15 protein-coding genes are annotated in these 16019 nt (G+C 68.5%); 9 read left to right on the top strand and 6 right to left on the bottom strand.

Features of this window, described 5'->3' with window-relative positions; all coding sequences use genetic code 11:
* Window positions 1–36 precede the first annotated feature (36 nt).
* Window positions 37–1413: a DUF349 domain-containing protein gene (locus NA4_RS23040; RefSeq protein ID WP_067473686.1), complete on the bottom strand. Its 1377-nt coding sequence runs from the start codon at window positions 1411–1413 to the stop codon at window positions 37–39.
* Window positions 1414–1654: 241 nt separating this feature from the next.
* Here NA4_RS23040 and NA4_RS23035 point away from each other — a divergent pair, with 241 nt between their 5' ends.
* From NA4_RS23035 to NA4_RS23000, 8 genes are all read left to right on the top strand, one after another.
* Window positions 1655–2419 (top strand): class III extradiol ring-cleavage dioxygenase family protein, encoded by a 765-nt coding sequence (locus NA4_RS23035; RefSeq protein WP_067473683.1) that lies wholly within the window; start codon window positions 1655–1657, stop codon window positions 2417–2419.
* On the top strand, window positions 2416–3354 hold the full coding sequence (miaA, locus tag NA4_RS23030) for a tRNA (adenosine(37)-N6)-dimethylallyltransferase MiaA (protein WP_067473680.1): 939 nt from the start codon (window positions 2416–2418) through the stop codon (window positions 3352–3354). Before NA4_RS23035 ends, miaA begins: the two co-directional genes overlap by 4 nt.
* Window positions 3351–4187 carry a TrmH family RNA methyltransferase gene (locus NA4_RS23025; RefSeq protein ID WP_067473678.1) on the top strand — a complete coding sequence of 279 codons (837 nt, stop codon included), beginning with the start codon at window positions 3351–3353 and terminating at the stop codon, window positions 4185–4187. Before miaA ends, NA4_RS23025 begins: the two co-directional genes overlap by 4 nt.
* Before the next feature lie 32 nt (window positions 4188–4219).
* Window positions 4220–5101, top strand: coding sequence for a diaminopimelate epimerase (dapF, locus tag NA4_RS23020; RefSeq protein ID WP_067473700.1), 882 nt, complete (start codon window positions 4220–4222; stop codon window positions 5099–5101).
* A gap of 451 nt (window positions 5102–5552) precedes the next feature.
* Entirely contained in the window at window positions 5553–7001 is a 1449-nt protein-coding gene (gene hflX / locus NA4_RS23015) for a GTPase HflX (RefSeq protein ID WP_067473697.1), read from the top strand.
* 495 nt (window positions 7002–7496) lie between these two features.
* Window positions 7497–8393, top strand: a complete 897-nt coding sequence (locus tag NA4_RS23010; RefSeq protein ID WP_084497365.1) for a lysophospholipid acyltransferase family protein — start codon at window positions 7497–7499, stop codon at window positions 8391–8393.
* A 205-nt stretch (window positions 8394–8598) separates the two neighbouring features.
* Window positions 8599–8898, top strand: a complete 300-nt coding sequence (locus NA4_RS23005) for a hypothetical protein (RefSeq protein ID WP_067473675.1) — start codon at window positions 8599–8601, stop codon at window positions 8896–8898.
* A 189-nt stretch (window positions 8899–9087) separates the two neighbouring features.
* Window positions 9088–10233 (top strand): acyl-CoA dehydrogenase family protein, encoded by a 1146-nt coding sequence (locus NA4_RS23000; protein ID WP_067473672.1) that lies wholly within the window; start codon window positions 9088–9090, stop codon window positions 10231–10233.
* A 99-nt stretch (window positions 10234–10332) separates the two neighbouring features.
* Here the strand turns inward: NA4_RS23000 and NA4_RS22995 are convergent, their stop codons facing one another.
* Both NA4_RS22995 and NA4_RS22990 read right to left on the bottom strand, forming a co-directional pair.
* On the bottom strand, window positions 10333–10536 hold the full coding sequence (locus NA4_RS22995) for a DUF397 domain-containing protein (protein WP_067473669.1): 204 nt from the start codon (window positions 10534–10536) through the stop codon (window positions 10333–10335).
* Window positions 10533–11420: a helix-turn-helix domain-containing protein gene (locus NA4_RS22990; protein ID WP_067473666.1), complete on the bottom strand. Its 888-nt coding sequence runs from the start codon at window positions 11418–11420 to the stop codon at window positions 10533–10535. The genes NA4_RS22995 and NA4_RS22990 overlap by 4 nt, the downstream gene beginning before the upstream one ends.
* Window positions 11421–11697: 277 nt before the next feature.
* Between NA4_RS22990 and NA4_RS22985 the strand changes: the two genes are divergently transcribed.
* Window positions 11698–12042, top strand: a complete 345-nt coding sequence (locus NA4_RS22985) for a hypothetical protein (RefSeq protein ID WP_067473663.1) — start codon at window positions 11698–11700, stop codon at window positions 12040–12042.
* A gap of 19 nt (window positions 12043–12061) precedes the next feature.
* Here the strand turns inward: NA4_RS22985 and NA4_RS22980 are convergent, their stop codons facing one another.
* The 3 genes from NA4_RS22980 to NA4_RS40650 all read right to left on the bottom strand — a co-directional run bounded on the left by NA4_RS22980 (window position 12062) and on the right by NA4_RS40650 (window position 15977).
* The gene (locus tag NA4_RS22980) at window positions 12062–12397 is read right to left on the bottom strand and encodes a hypothetical protein (RefSeq protein ID WP_218022350.1); all 336 of its coding nucleotides are present in this window, start codon (window positions 12395–12397) and stop codon (window positions 12062–12064) included.
* A 182-nt stretch (window positions 12398–12579) separates the two neighbouring features.
* Window positions 12580–13383 (bottom strand): ESX secretion-associated protein EspG, encoded by an 804-nt coding sequence (locus NA4_RS41520; RefSeq protein WP_067473658.1) that lies wholly within the window; start codon window positions 13381–13383, stop codon window positions 12580–12582.
* On the bottom strand, window positions 13380–15977 hold the full coding sequence (locus NA4_RS40650; RefSeq protein ID WP_067473654.1) for a PPE domain-containing protein: 2598 nt from the start codon (window positions 15975–15977) through the stop codon (window positions 13380–13382). The genes NA4_RS41520 and NA4_RS40650 overlap by 4 nt, the downstream gene beginning before the upstream one ends.
* Window positions 15978–16019 lie beyond the last annotated feature (42 nt).

Raw genomic sequence — 16019 nt, 5'->3', positions numbered from 1 at the left:
CTTGTGCGCCGGGCCGAGCGGAGGCGAGGCAGCCGCCTAGCGGTTGCTGACGGCCCCTTCGGCGGCCTCGGCCCACTCGCGCCACTGCTTGGCCTGCTCCAGCGCCTTCTCCGCGTCGCGGACGTTGCCCGCGGCCTGCGCCTTGGCGGCCTGTTCCTCGAATTGCGCCACGCGCTCGCGGAACTGGGCGGCTCGGGCCACCGCCTCCGGGTCGGTGCGCCGCCACTGCGCGTCGGCGGCGTCGCGGACGCGCTTCTCGATCGCGCGCAGCTTGCCTTCCAAGTCCTGCATGCGATCGCGCGGCACCTTGCCGATGGCGTCCCATTTGTCCTGGAGTTCGCGCAGCGCGCTGCGGGCGGCCTCCAGGTCGGCGGAGGGGTCGATGTTCGCGTAGGTCTGGAGCAGTTGCTCCTTGTCCGCCGCGTGCTGCTCGAACTCGGCATCGCGTTCGGAGACCGCGGCGTTGCGGGCGGCGAAGAACACGTCCTGCGCGCTCTTGAAGCGCCGCCACAGCGCCTCGTCGGCCTCGCGCGGTGCCCGCCCGGCGGCCTTCCACTCGGCGAGTAGGTCACGGAAGACGCCCGCGGTGGTCACCCAGTCGGTGGAGCCGGACAACTCCTCGGCGCGCACGCACAATTCCTCCTTGCGTGCCTTCGCGGCGGCGCGTTCGCGATCCAGCTCGGCGAAGTGCGCGCCGCGGCGGCGGTTGAACGCCTCGCGCGCCTTGGAGTAGCGCTTCCACAGCGCGTCGTCGACCTTGCGGTCCACTCCGCGGATGGACTTCCACTCCTCGAGGATTTCGCGCAGCCGATCGCCCGCGGCCTTCCACTGGGTGGACTCGGCGGCGATCTTCTCCGCCTCGGCGGCCAGCGCCTCCTTGCGCTCGGTGTGCTCGTGGCGAGCGCGCTCTTTCTCTTCCTTGGCGTGCGCGGCCGCTTCCTCGGAGTGCTCGGCGATGGCCTGCAGGCGCCGGGCCAGGCCCTCGATGTCGCCGATGACGGCGGCGGTCGGCAGGGATTCGGCCAGCGTCATGGCGGCGGCCTTGGTCTTGCGGGCGTCCGCACCCGCCGCCAGCCTGGCCTCCAGCAGGGCGACTTCGGTGGCGAGGTCGTCGAACCGGCGGCCGAAGTGGGCCAGGCCCTCGGCGGCGTCACCGGCCTGCCAGGAGCCGACCTGGCGTTCACCTTCGGCGGTCTTCACCCACGCGGTGCCGTCCTCGTCGACCCGGCCCCACACGCTGGGGTCGGAGACGGTGGGCACGACGACGGGGTGCGGATGTTGCTGGGCCGGGCCCGGGGCGGGTTTGACCGCGTGCGGCTTGGGCGGTTGAACCGAGCTGCCGGGTTTCGGAGCTCCGGAAGAGCGCGGCATCTTGCCGGGGCTGGCTTTCGCGGTTCCGTTGCTGTCGGTCATTTTTCCTCGTCCCTGCCGCGCGTCACGGCTGCCTGGTTACGCCCTAGCTCATCCCATTCAACCCGGTCCGAGCCCTTGTGACCATCGATCCTTGCCTTCCCGCGGAGGAAATCCCGGGGATTCCAACCCCTGATGACCTGGGTTGTAGCTTCTCGAACACTATCAATTCCGGGCGTGTTTCCGGCAGAGACACTCGAAGCCGGGCGAGGCCGGTGGTCTCGGCAACGACTACGGTTACGACGTGTTCTCGATCGCGGCCCTCGTTCCCTCGCCACCCATCCTGGTGCCCGAGTTGTGCGGCGGGGTGGCGGACGTGACGGGGACGGCCGAACCCGACTCGCGCGCCGTGCTACGGGCGGCGGTGCTCGACACCGTGCGTGCTTTCGCGTCGGTGACCGACCAGTGGGTGGTGGTCGGTCCGGGCGCGGCCGAGGCGTGCTTCGGTCCGGCTTCCGTCGGCACGTTCCGTGGATTCGGCGCCGATGTCCGAGTCGGTTTCTCCGCCGCCGCGGTCGCAGGCGCGGCGCAGGCGGATCTGCGACTGCCGCTGGCCGTGCTGATCGCCGGGTGGCTGCGCGGGCAGGTCGCGCCGGGCGCGGTCGCCGAGGCCCGCATCGTGGCGGCGGACGCACCGCCGGAGCATTGCGGCGAACTCGGGGCGAAACTGCGCGCCGACCTCGACGGCGCCACCGAGCGGCGCGGCGTGCTGGTGGTCGCCGATGGCGCGGCGACACTGTCCACCAAAGCGCCCGGCTACCTCGACGAGCGGGCCCGCCCCGTGCAGGACGAACTCGATCGTGCCCTGACAGCAGGTGACCGCGCCGCGCTCCGGGCGCTGGATCCGGCGTTGTGTACCGAACTGGCCCTCGCGGGACGTCCCGCCTACCAAGTGCTGGCCGGGCTTTTCCGCGCCGATCCGGTGGTGGAGACGCGCTATCGCGACGCGCCGTTCGGCGTCGGCTACCACGCGAGTCTCTGGCGCCCCGCCCAAGAGGATGCCCTGTGACGGATTCCGGCATCACGCCCATCGCTGTCGTCGGCCCCACCGCCACCGGCAAGTCCGACCTCGCCCTGGATCTGGCCGAACGCCTCGGCGGCGAGATCGTGAACATCGACGCCATGCAGCTCTACCGCGGCATGGACGTCGGCACGGCGAAGCTGCCCGTAGCGCAGCGGCGCGGCATCCCGCACCACCAGCTCGACGTGCTCGAGGTGACCGACACCGCGTCCGTGGCCGCCTACCAGGCGGCGGCCGGCGCGGACGTCGACGCGATCATGCGGCGCGGGCATGTCCCGGTCATCGTGGGCGGCTCGATGATGTACGTGCAGGCGCTGCTGGATCAGTGGGACTTCCCGGCCACCGATCCGGCCGTGCGGGCGCGCTGGGAAGCGGTGCTCGCCGAGCGCGGTGTCGCGGCGGTGCACGCGGCGCTGCGCGCGGCCGATCCGGCGGCAGCGGCGACCATCCTGCCCACCGATGGGCGGCGCATGGTGCGCGCGCTCGAAGTCGTGGAGCTCACCGGGCGACCGTTCGCCGCCTCGGCGCCGACGATCGGGCAACCGCGCTGGGGCACGATCGTCGTCGGCGTGGACCGGGAGACAGCGGCACTGGACGCGCGGATCGAGCGGCGCACCGACGCGATGTTCGCGGGCGGGCTGGTCGAGGAGGTTCGCGGCCTGATCGAGCGTGGCCTGCGCGAGGGCGTCACGGCCCGGCGCGCTATCGGCTACGCACAAGTCCTGGCCTACCTGGACAACGAATACGACCTGAACCACGCGCGGGAACGCACGCTGATCGGCACCCGGCGCTACGTGCGCAGGCAGCGCTCCTGGTTCCGGCGCGATCCTCGGGTGCGGTGGGTGGACGGTGCGACGGCCGATCTGGTGGCGGCGGCGCTGGCCCTGCTCGACGAGAAAGAGAAAGAACGGACTCCGCAGTGACCCGACGTGTGAGCACACGCAACGCCTCCGTCCAGGTGTGGCAGGCCTACCTGAACAATCGCACCAAACGTCATCGAGACGGACGGTTCCTGGTGCAAGGAGTTCGTCCGATCACCCAGGCCGTGGCCAACGACTGGCCGCTGGAGACGCTGCTGTATCGCCTCGGCGGCCCGGAGCTGTCGGGCTGGGCGCGCGAGCTGCTGGACACCAGCGTGGTCCCGCAGGTCGGACTGGTGCCCGAGCTGATGGCCGAGCTCGGCGAAAAGAGCAGCGGCGTACCGGAACTGGTGGCCGTCGCGATGTCACGGGAACCGGAGCTGGAGACCTTCGAGCCGGGCGAGCCGGGGGAGGACGCGCCGGTGGTCGTGGTGTTCGACCGTCCCAACTCACCGGGCAATCTGGGCACGCTGATCCGCTCGGCCGACGCCTTCGGCGCCAGCGGCGTCGTCGTCACCGGACACGGCGCCGATCAGTACGACCCGCAGGCCGTGCGCGCCTCGACGGGTTCGCTGTTCGCCGTACCGGTGATGCGCGCCGCCGGCCCCGCGCAGGTGCTCGAATTCCGCAACCGGCAGCTGCGGCGCGGCATTCCGACCCGGATCGTCGGGACCGACGAGCACGGCCATCGCGCCGCCTACGACTACGACTTCACCGACGCGACCATCCTGGTCGTCGGCAACGAGACCAGCGGGATGAGCGCGGCCTGGCAGGCGGCCTGCGACGATATGGTGCACATTCCGATGGGTGGCACCGCCAGTTCACTGGGTGCGCCCTCCGCGGCGGCGGTGGCCCTCTACGAAATTTCCCGGCAGCGCCGCACGTTTGCCAAGTGACGACGACAGAGGAGACAGCGCACGTGCCGGATATCGAGTTCACCAAGGGCCACGGCACCCAGAACGACTTCGTGGTGCTGCCGGACCCGCACGCCGAGCTGGCGCTGACTCCGGCGCAGGTCGCCGCGCTGTGTGATCGGCAGCGCGGGCTCGGCGCGGACGGTGTGCTGCGGGTCGCGCGCGCCGGTGCGCTGCATGCCGCGGGTGTGCTCGCGGAGATTCCGGACGGTGTCGGAGCCGACGACTGGTTCATGGACTACCGCAACGCCGACGGGTCGGTCGCCGAGATGTGCGGCAACGGCGTGCGCGTCTTCGCCCACTATCTGGCGGCGTCGGGCCTGGAGACCCGCGACAGCTACGTCGTCGGCAGCCGCGCCGGAGCGCGCCCGGTCACCGTGCACGCCGGGGACGCGGTCGACGGCGAGGTCACCGTCGGCATGGGGCCGGTGCGCGAACTCGGCCCATCCACCGCGACCATCGGGGGCTGGGCGCTGTCCGGGATCGGCATCGACGTCGGCAACCCGCACCTGGCCTGCGTCGATCCCGGGATGTCCGCCGAGGCGCTGGGCAAGCTCGACCTGACCGTGCCGCCCGGCTTCGATCCGGACCTGTTCCCGCACGGAGTGAACGTGGAGATCGTCACCGCGCTGGACGACGAGCGCTCGGTCGACATGCGGGTCTATGAGCGCGGCGTCGGCGAAACGCGTTCCTGCGGCACCGGCACCGTCGCCGCGGCCGCCGCGGCGCTGGCCGCCGACGGTTTCCGGATCGCCGAGGACACCGGACGGGTGACCGTCCGGGTGCCCGGCGGAGCGCTCACCGTCGGCCTGGAGCGCGGCTCGGCGTGGCTGCGCGGGCCGTCGGTTCTGGTCGCCACCGGCCGCCTGGCCGGATCCTGGTGGAACGGTCTGTGAGCCGCAGCCCGCTCGCGCCCCTGCCGGTGGTGCGGTAACAGCGTGAGCTGACCATCCGAGCCGCACCTGGGCGCGACCGGCGCCGGTCGATCCTGGCGCGCGGGGTGCCGCCGATGTGCGGCTGGAGCTGGCCTGCTCGAGCGCGCCATGTCGGCGGATTGCGGTCGGCGTTGGCGAGCGACGCCGACCGAGCGGCCCTTCGGCCAGGCGGCGCATTCGGCCGGTCGCACGCTCGCCTGGCTGTCCGGCTGCGTGGTGCCGCGCGTCGCCCACGAATAACCGGGTGCGTGCTGCGGTGATGTCGTGGCAGCATGGATGGTGTATGAGGAAATCAAAGACGTATGAATTCACCCCGGCGGACGCAAGCGATCGCTCCGCCGAGACCTCCGACGACACTGTGACCGGTGCGGATGCCGTGACCGGCGACGTCGTCGCCGAGCACGCCGCCCGCATGCGGCGCTCGGGCTGGTCGGCCGATCCGACCGTCGGAGAGTTCCAGCTCGACGAACGCAGTTCGCTGCGCCGCGTGGCGGGCCTGTCCACCGAGCTCACCGACATCACCGAGGTCGAGTACCGGCAGCTGCGCCTGGAACGCGTCGTGCTGGTCGGCGTCTGGACGGCGGGAACCGCCGCGCAGGCCGAGGCGAGCATGGCCGAGCTGGCTGCGCTGGCCGAAACGGCGGGTTCGCAGGTGCTGGAGGCACTGATCCAGCGCCGCGACCGGCCCGACCCGGCCACCTACATCGGTTCCGGCAAGGCCGACGAGCTGCGCTCCGTGGTGCTGGAAACCGGCGCCGACACCGTGATCTGCGACGGTGAGCTGACCCCGGCGCAGCTGACCGCGCTGGAGAAGGTCGTCAAGGTCAAGGTGATCGACCGGACCGCGCTGATCCTGGACATCTTCGCTCAGCACGCCACCTCCCGCGAGGGCAAGGCGCAGGTCTCGCTGGCCCAGATGGAATACATGCTGCCGCGGCTGCGCGGTTGGGGTGAGTCCATGTCCCGGCAGGCCGGTGGTCGCGCGGGCAGCAACGGTGGCGTGGGTCTGCGTGGCCCCGGTGAGACCAAGATCGAAACCGATCGCCGGCGCATCCGTGAGCGGATGGCGAAACTTCGCCGCGAGATCCGGGAGATGAAGACCGCACGCGACACCATGCGGGCGCGGCGCACCTCCAGCGGTATCCCGTCGGTGGCGATCGTCGGCTACACCAACGCGGGCAAGTCGAGCCTGATGAACGCGCTCACCGGCTCCGGAGTGCTGGTGCAGGACGCGCTGTTCGCCACCCTCGACCCCACCACCCGGCGCGCCGAGCTCGATGATGGCCGCGAGGTGGTCTTCACCGACACCGTCGGCTTCGTCCGCCACCTGCCCACTCAGCTGGTCGAGGCGTTCCGCTCCACCCTGGAGGAGGTGACCGGCGCCGACCTGCTGCTGCACGTGGTGGACGGCTCGGACGCGCTGCCCGCCGAGCAGATCAAGGCCGTGCGCGAGGTGATCACGGACGTGATCAAGGAATCCGGCACGCCGCCCCCGCCGGAACTGCTGGTGGTCAACAAGACCGACGCGACCACACCGACCGACCTCACCCATCTGCGCGCGATGTTGCCGGACGCCTCGTTCGTCTCCGTGCACCGCGGGCTGGGCATCGACGTGCTGCGCGAGCGGCTCGCCGAGATGCTCGGCGGACTGGACGTGGAGATCAGTGTGCTGCTGCCGTACACGCGCGGCGACCTGCTGGCCCGCATCCACGCCGACGGTCGCATCCTGAGTGCCGACCATGAGGAGGGCGGCACGCGGGTTCGCGCGCGCGTCCCGCATGCTCTCGCCGCCGCGGTGTCCGAGTACGCGCACGCGGGCACGGACGGTGCGCATGGGGACGGCGAGCACGTCTCCGCGTAGACGTGCGGTTCGCGGTGGTGCGCACTGTCGTTGGTCGGGTGACTTCCACAGTGGTGTGGGCGTATCCACAGGTAGACGTGCGGCTTACGGATGTTGCGCACCTGTCGTCGCTCGCTGATTTCGGCTGTGGCGTGGGCGTATCCACGTCGGGCCGGGTAGACGTGCGGCTTGCGGATGTTGCGCACCTGTCGTCGCTCGCTGATTTCCGCTGTGGTGTGGGCGTATCCACGTCGGGCCAGCCGCCTTGCGGTGCTGTGCACGGCCGCCGGGCGGCGGCTTCCGCTGTGATGTGGGCGTATTCACATCGGACCATGACGCTGCCGCGGCGTGGCTGCCCCGACGGCGATGACGTGCGAATTCAGGCTGGGCTCCCCGGTGCGGGCGGGGAGCCGGTCGATCGACCGCACCGGGCGTGTCGCGGCGAGACGCGCACATTCGATGCGACGCAGTCGATTTCGTTACGCTATCGTCGTCGAATCGACATCAGGAGGGTTCATGTCGGACGCCCGCTCCGGTTCCGGTACCAGCCGATCCGGCGCCGTGGACAGCGCTGATCCGGTGCTCAGCGACGGTGCGCCGCTGTCGGTTTCGCTGACCGACACCGATTTGCGGCTGATCGACACCCTACTCGGGCCACTGCGCGCGTGGACCAGCCCGCGCTTCTACGGCTTGGAGAACATCCCCGCCGACGGCCCGGTGCTGCTGGTCGGCAACCACAATCTGATGGGCGGCATCGACGCCCCGCTGCTGCTGCCCGAGGTGCTGCGCCGCCGCGGGCGCCTCATTCGCGGTCTCGCCGAGAACGTGCTGATCAACGTCCCCGGCGTGCGTCACCTGCTGCACCACTTCGGCGCGGTGCGCGGGACCAGGTCCAACTGCCTGACCCTGCTCGCCCGAGGCGAGGCCGTCATGGTGTTCCCCGGCGGCGGTCGCGAGGCGGTGCGCCGCAAGAACGAGAAGTACATGCTCAAGTGGGAGGGACGAAGCGGCTTCGCGCACATGGCGATCGAGGCGGGCGCCCCGATCGTGCCGGTCGCGATGATCGGCGTCGACGACGCCTACGACATCGTGGTCGACGGCGACCACCCGCTCCTGCGCCCGCTGCGCTGGACCGTGGAGGCGCTCGGGCTCAGCCGCGAACTCACCCCTCCACTGATCCGTGGCGTCGGCCCCACCGTCATCCCGCGGCCCGAGCGTTTCTACTTCTCCGCTGGCGCCCCGATCGACCCGGCGCCGTGGCGCGGAGCCAGCGACAAGCACGCGGCCGCAACGGAATTCCGCGACGTTGTGCGCAAGGCGCTGGAGGAGGAGCTGAAATTCCTCTTCGCCGAACGGGAGCGCGACAAAGGCCGCACCTTGGTGGGCCGTTTACGTGGTTGGCTGAAACGCTGACGACAACATCTCTCCGTTGAACTCGGGTACGCGACCACGCCCGCCAGTTCGTCCCTGTCCACCCAGACGAGGCCTTGGCTCCTACCTGGGACGACTGTCCCGGTGTGCTGCGGAGTGCATTCAGGACGAGATTGTCCACTTGCCCGACGTGATGCCCTCTCGAGCCGATTTCGGGGAGTTCTGTCTATCCTTCAGCATCGTGTCTGTGACCGATGACCCCCTAGGCGTGTCCCTCGACGAGCTGCGCAGAGTGTTCGGTGTGCTGCTGAATCATGTCGAAGCCGTCACGGCCGATGAGGCTGTTGTCTTGGGTAAGGACTACTTTTGGTCCGTCCCGCTGGCCGAGCAGTACGACGTGTACAACGAGCCGGCCGACCTGACGATCGGTCAGCTGTCCGAGTCCTGGCAGCATCTGCAGGATCTGCTAGCCGATCCAGATCGGGCGCTGCGCTACCACCTGGTGTGGTTGGCCGATGTCCTGAGGGCCATGGGCCAGGGCATTTGACGCCCCAGGTGCTGCACATCAACCCGGCTCGTTTGCCGAGAATCTCACCGTTCGCTGCGAGGCCGCACCGCCCGTCCAGGTCAGACCACTCTGCTGGCCCAGAAGTGAACCTGGATTCTGATTCCGGGTACCGTATGGGGCAACGACTGGTCGGTGTGGACCGGCCGGTGTGGTCACTAGGAGGTTGGCGTGGAGCGCACACTGTTCGAACCCGAACATGAGCTGTTCCGGGAGTCGTTCCGCAAATTTCTGGATCAGCACGTCGCGCCCAACCACGCGCGGTGGGAAGAGCAGGGCATCGTCGACCGGGAGGTCTGGCTCGAGGCGGGTAAACAGGGCTTCCTCGGCATGGCTATGCCGGAGCAGTACGGCGGCGGCGGGGTCAAGGATTTCCGCTACAACGCCATCGTCGCCGAGGAGTCGGTGCGCGGGCAGTACTCCGGTCTGGGCTTCGCGCTGCACAACGATGTGATCGCGCCTTATCTGCTGGAGCTGGCCAACGAAGAGCAGAAGCAGCGCTGGTTGCCCGGCTTCTGTTCCGGCGAGATCATCACCGCGATCGCGATGACCGAGCCCGGCACCGGCTCGGACCTGCAAGGCATCAAAACCCGCGCGGTACGCGACGGCGACGACTGGATCCTCAACGGCGCCAAGACCTTCATCACCAACGGCATCAACTCCGACATCGTGATCGTGGTCGCGCAGACCGACCCGGACAAGGGCGCGATGGGTTTCAGCCTGTTCGTGGTGGAGCGGGGCATGCCCGGCTTCGAGCGCGGCCGCAACCTGGACAAGCTCGGCCTCAAGGCGCAGGACACCGCCGAACTGAGCTTCGCCGACGTGCGGGTGCCCGGCGCGAACCTGCTCGGCACCGAGGGCATGGGTTTCCTGCACCTCATGCACAACCTGCCGCAGGAGCGCCTGTCGATCGCCGTCATGGCGGCCGCGGCGATGGAATCCTGCCTGGACATGACCATCCAGTACGTCCGCGACCGCAAGGCGTTCGGCAAGCCCATCGGCGCCCAGCAGAACACCCGCTTCGTGCTCGCCGAACTGGCCACCAAGACCACCGCGGTGCGCCTCATGGTGGACAAGTTCATCGAACTGCTCAACGAGGGCAAGCTCACCGCCGAGGACGCCGCCATGGCCAAGTGGTGGACCACCGAGGAGCAGCTGGACCTGATCAACCGCTGCCTGCAACTGCACGGCGGCTACGGGTACATGAAGGAATACCCGATCGCCAAGGCCTACATGGACGCCCGCGTCCAGACCATCTACGGCGGCACCACCGAGATCATGAAGGAAATCATCGGCCGCAGTTTGAAGCTGTCCTGATGCTTTCCGGCTCTGGCCAGCGGGTCTTCTGCCGCGGCCAGAGCCCGGAAATGCCCAATCTGGGGGCAGATTCGCGTTTCTGTGGTCCAGGCGGCGAACCTATGGGCGGCTGAACTTGCCGTCTTGTACGCCAGCGGTGAAGGCATCCCACTCGCCCGGCATGAAGACCAGAGCGTGACCGCTCGGATTCTTGCTATCGCGCACGCCGACCATGCCCTCGGCCAGATGCGCCACCTCTACGCATTCCTTGGCTCCCGTGCTTCGTCTGCTCTTGAACCAGCGCGCACCGGATAGGTCGATCATTTCCTCAGCTCCTTCATCGCCTTCAGCACCAAGTCTCTGGACGCTGCTTCGGGCAACGCTATCTGGGTCAGCCTCCGGGCTCCCTCCGCATACTGATCAACTTCGACCTCGCGCTCTACATAGAGGTCTCCGACGAGGCCCTCCTCGTAGACAAACGGCGGTTCAACCTGCTTCGACGTTGGCAGTGGCCGGAATTTGAGCATGACGAATGAACGCATCAACAGCCCTATTGGACTCTCTATCCCGAGTGGTACGACCCGCACCGAGACATTCGGCATTGCCGACCGCTCGGCCAGGTGCTCGAACTGGCTGGAAGCCACCCCTCGGCCGCCCACCGGGCAGCGCAATACAGCCTCGGATATGAGGGCATCGAGGTGAAAATCCTCCTTTGCCAGGAGATCCTGTCGCTTCACGACCAAATCGAGTATGCGCTCGACCTCGTCCGGTGGCATGTCCGGACGCCCGGCCCAGATCAGCGCACGACGATACTCGCGGGTTTGCAGCAGTCCGGGGATCACAGCCGATTGCCAGGAGATGATATGGCTCGCAGCCTCTTCCAACGCCAAGTAGTAGTTGAAGTCTTTCGGGATTACGTCGGCAAGCGCTCGCCATGACCCAGCTTTGGATGTTGGGGCTTGCCGGATCTCCTGGGCGAGGTCCAGCAGTAGCCTGCGCTCCGCGTCGTCGGCCCGGTAGGCATTGGCCAGGGCGTTGATGATCAGATCCGTGGTCTTGGTGACCTTGCCTTCTTCCAAGCGCCCATACGTCTGTGGCGACGTTTCGATGATCCGAGCGGCTGCGCCTTGCGAGATGTCGTTGCGCTCCCGCAGTTTTCGCAGCTGACGGCCCAAGGCCCGTCTCGGCAGGGTAGATCCAGCGGCCATTTCGTTCCCCTCGATAACGATTCGTGAAATATCGCATGCCCCCGTGGTGGAACGCCCGATAGTGAATTGGTGGCGATTCCGCCGCAGATCCACCACGATAGCCCTGCGAATCCGACTGTGTCCCACGTCTACTGAAGAAGCGCCCGGTGCAGGCCAGCCCCTAAAGGGGACATCGCCGCGAAGCCCGGAGTGCTGAGCGGCGATGGTCCGGCAACTCGGACGGCCATCCCGCCGGACCCTGCACCGGGCGCGTACCAAGACTAGCCAGGAGCGCCGCGTGGCCACAGCGATCATCTTTCTGCGAGCCGAACTGTTCAACGCGATCGAGACCCGGGACATACAGGAACTGCACTGCGGCAGACTCGCCGCCGCTCACGGCTGCGACGTGCGAAAGACGATCATCGCCGACCAGGCCGACCCGATCCCGTGGACGCTCGAGGAGGCGGTCGGCCTGGGCTACCAGGTTCTGATCACCTACAGCCTGCCGCACATCAACTTCCGAGCCCCGGAGATCGTGCAGCGATGCGGTTTGCTCGTCGGCCACCCTTATGGCTGGTACCACAAGGGGCATACCGGGGTCATTGCGGGCATGACCATGGCTCGACCGCGCTCGTGGACGTGAAAACGGGGTGTCATCCCGGTCAGCAGCTCTCGCCCTGGCCTGACGAGCCGGACAGCTGGATGAGGACGCCGAACAGTGGCATCATGACGAGAATCCCACAGCTACTCATAGTGAGTCGAAGTCGGCTGATCCGATGGCGATGAGCCCACAGAACAGCCAGCAGGACAAGTCCGCCTGCCAGCATGGCGACGGCTCCAGTGACCTGGAAGCTTTGAGCAGCCGTGAATCTCGCCTCGCGTGAAGCCGTGCCACCATGGACCGGATCGCAGTAATCCTCGACTCCTTGGGTGAAGAGTGCATAGCCGCCCAGGTAGATGGCAGGCCCGAAAAGCACCGAGCCGAGGATATAGATCATTGCGAGTACAACGGGACGTTCCAGGGGCTTCACCATGCGTACCGTAGATCACCACCAGCAGTGGAGATCCTCACCAGTAGGGACTGCCGCGCCGGTCTGCTCTGCGGCAGTTCTTCGGCTCGTAGCGGCCCGGTCCGGCTCTCCGATCGCTGAGTGCGGGCGGTGCTGGCACGACCCGGCGATCACTCCTCGGTTTCCAGGTGCGAATCCAACCGCGCGAGGATCTCCTCGATCCGGTCGTGTACCCACAGGGCCATCCGGTCGCTGCCCATGGCGGTGGCGACCGGTGCCGGGTGATCCAGGGGCATCACGTAGCGGCCGTCGGCGGGAAGGTCCCGCCACAGCAGGCCCGCCTCGACAAGTCCGCGTGGTCCGTACTTCGAGCGCCCTTGCAGCACCTTGACGATTCCGGTACTGACGGCGGGAGTGTCGAAGAACGCCCCGCTGCGCAGCACGTCGTCGTCGGGTTCGTCGTCGTTGTCGGAGATCGTGGCGGCCGGGCGCTCGTGCTGGTACTCGGGTTCGGCGGCCGGGAGCGAGAGACGGATGTCGTCGAGCGCGCCCGCCGCGCAGTGGGGAAGAAGTCCGATCACGGTGTCGGCCAGGGCGTGCGGGTCGCACTCGACTGCGTCGAATCCGCCGCTGTGCGCGAGTGTTTCACCTGGCCGCTGGGTGAATACATAGCCGCGTGCCCGGTGCCGGACCGCGTGCACCCGGGTACGCGTTCCGGGATTGTCGAAATCCTGGTCGCTCCAGGCGTGCGCGACGACGAAGACGTAGGGTTCGGCGAGCGCGCCCGCCATGGCGTCCAGATCGCGGTCGAGCCGTTGCCGCAGCCGCTGCCGGACCTGCGCCTTTTCCTGCTCGTAGTCCGCCTCGAACCGGGTCCGGCTGGTGAAGACGAACGGCGCGGGCAGCTCGCCCTGGCGGACCTCCTCGCAGAGCAGGTTGAACTCCACATCGGTGAATTCCCACGCCTGGTTCACGACTCGACCACCGGCTTCACCCGGTTGGGCACGGCTCCGATGGCCTCGTCGAGATGGACCTTCGACTGCAAGAATTTGGCGGGCTTGTGTGAGGTGTTGTCCTGCCCGGCGGCACCGCCCGCGGCGGGCGCGCCCATCATCGGCGCGCCCATCATGGGCGCGCCGGAGTGCACACCGTTCTGACGCGCACCGGCCGCCGCGGCGGCATAGACCGGCGTTTCGGCGCCCGGCAGCGATGCGCGCGGAAACAGCTGCGCGGCACGGGATTGCTCGGTCGGATACTGCGCGAGCCCGGCCTCCACTCCGGTTCCTACGCCGCTGGACCCCGCGTCGCCCGCGCCTGCGTGGTCGGCGGGAGCGTCCCCGGCTGCGGCAGCCAGCGCATTCGGATCGAACTGCCGCAACAGCTCCTGCACTTTTTCTGCACCCGGCAGCGTGCTCCCGAGCTGCGTGAGAGCCTCCACGCCCTGGGTCAGCGCCTTCCCCAACTGGCCGAGAAGATCCCGCCCCGCGGAGGCGAGTGAATCGGCGCTCTGCGCGCTTCCAGTGCCCGCCGCTGTCGCGTTGTGCGGTGCGAGCCCGGCCGACGGGCCGCCGGTGCGGGTCGCCGCCGCGAGCGCCTGCTCGTCCAGCGCCTTGGGAAGGTTCTCCAGGACCGAGCGCACTCCCGCCGGGTCCACCCCGCTGAGTTTCGACAGCGCGTTCTCGTCGACGACGTCCGGGATACTGTCCAAGATCGAACGCACCTGCTCCGGCGGCAGCCCGGTGAGTCGCGACAGGGTGTCCTCGTTCAGCAGTCCCGGGAGATTGTCCAGGACCGACTTCACCTGCGCTGGATCCGCTCCCGTCGCCCGTGCCAGCGCGTCCTCGAGGGACTTCGCGCCCGCACCGGGAGCTGTGCCGCTCGAACGCGACGGTGTCCCGCCGGGCGAGCCGCCCGTTCCGGAGGACATGCGCGGCAGCGGGACCGAGCCGAGGGAGGGCACATCGGGCATGGTGCCACTCGCGGAGGACATGGGTTCCGCGCTGGGCGAGACGCTCTTCTGGGGGGAGGTGGAACCTCGCGGACCACCGGAGGAACGCGCGGGCGCGGCGCTGCGCTGAGGTCCGGCGGAACCGCCGAACAAGCCCGCGGGCCCGGAACCGGTGCCACTGCGCGTGGGGCCGCCCTCCGATGGTGAGCCGCTGCCGAGAGCAGCGGCGTCCAAGCCCCGCGGCAGCGGGACACTGCCACCGCTCTCCCGCGAAGTGCCCGCGAGCTCGGTGTCGCCTCCGGGCACACCGGCGCCCGAGTTCGGGCCGGAGCTCGCGGTTTCGGAGCCACCGCGTCCCTGTCCGGCCTCCTGGCCATCCTGGTAGTCAGCCGGATAGTCCGCACGGGGCTTCTGGTTGCCGTTGCCCTGTTCTCCGTCGCCGGGGCGCTGACCACCGGTATTCGTGTCCCGGTCTCGCCCGTTCGTGTTGCTCCCAGGCCCGTTCTGGTTGACGCCCGGCTTGTTGCTGCCGGGCTGGTTCTGGTTGGCGCCCGGCTTGTTCTGGTTGTTGCCCGGCTGGTTCTGCCCCTGCCCACCGGAGGGCTGAGGTGCGGGGATCGGGCCGTTCACCACCGGCATCACCGACACCGTGTTCTTCATGCCCTCGCCGTAGTGCTTCTGCCACTCGTTGCGGTAGCGCCGAGTCACCTTCCCCGGGCAGCAATCACCGGGATCCGACGTCGCGGGCATGCTGAGTTTGGTCAAGTACAGCCACTGCGCCGTGTAGTCCAGGTTCTGGCTCATCGCGATCATGGAGGTGATCAGCGGTTGCACTCCGTCGGAATAGCCTCGGACCGCTTCCGCCGCCGCGGAAGCGCCTTGTCCCTCCCATGCCTCGGTGCCCGCGGAGATCACACTCACAAAACCGTTCAACTTACCCAGCAGGTCGTTGGCCAGGCTGTGCCACGTGCCCGCGGCGGCGAGCACCGGCTGCGGATCGAGGTCACGCCCCAGCTCGTACAGTTCGGCGAAGCTGAGACTGTCCTTGTTCTCGATGTTGGCCGTGACGCCGGGGTCTTTCGCGCCCTGGTAGTCCTTCAGTGAGGAGGCGAAGGTCTCGGCGTTCGCCTTCGAGACGTGCAAGTTGCCGTCCTTGTCCTTCCAGATAGCGCCGCCGCTGGGTTTGTCGAATTCGGCATCGGGAGCGCCGGGGGCCTTCTTGCCGGGCGTGTAGGGCGTCGCCTCGGTCGGCATCTTCAGCTCGCCGAGCGCTTTGAAGGTGTCCCCGGACTCCCCGTCGGCCTTCGTGTACGCCTTGCCCGCGGCGATGTAGGTCTCGCCCATGTCGGTGACGATCTTGGCGTGGTCGTTCAGGATGGTGTGCAGGCGAGAACCCTTGGTGGTGAACGCCATCGCCAGCTGGGCGCCGGAGGTCAGCGTGCCGATCGGGGCGACGTTGTTCAGGCGCAGGTCGGTCACCGCGGCGGCCATCCCGAGCAGGTCGTCGACCAGATCGGCGCAGGCCTTGGCGGCGGCGAGGGCGTCGGCCGGGTCGAATTTCAGATACCCCGCCTTCGCCTGCTTCTCCAGGCCGGACCATGTGTTCCGTTCGAGGGCCATCGGTCACCTTCCTCCGCCGGGGATCTCGTCCCGGCTCTTTCG

The organism is Nocardia amamiensis NBRC 102102 (genome assembly GCF_001612745.1).
In the GTDB taxonomy this organism is placed as follows: domain Bacteria; phylum Actinomycetota; class Actinomycetes; order Mycobacteriales; family Mycobacteriaceae; genus Nocardia; species Nocardia amamiensis.
The sequence above is the reverse complement of the archived record's forward strand: the minus strand, read 5'-3'. Positions and strand labels throughout refer to the sequence as shown.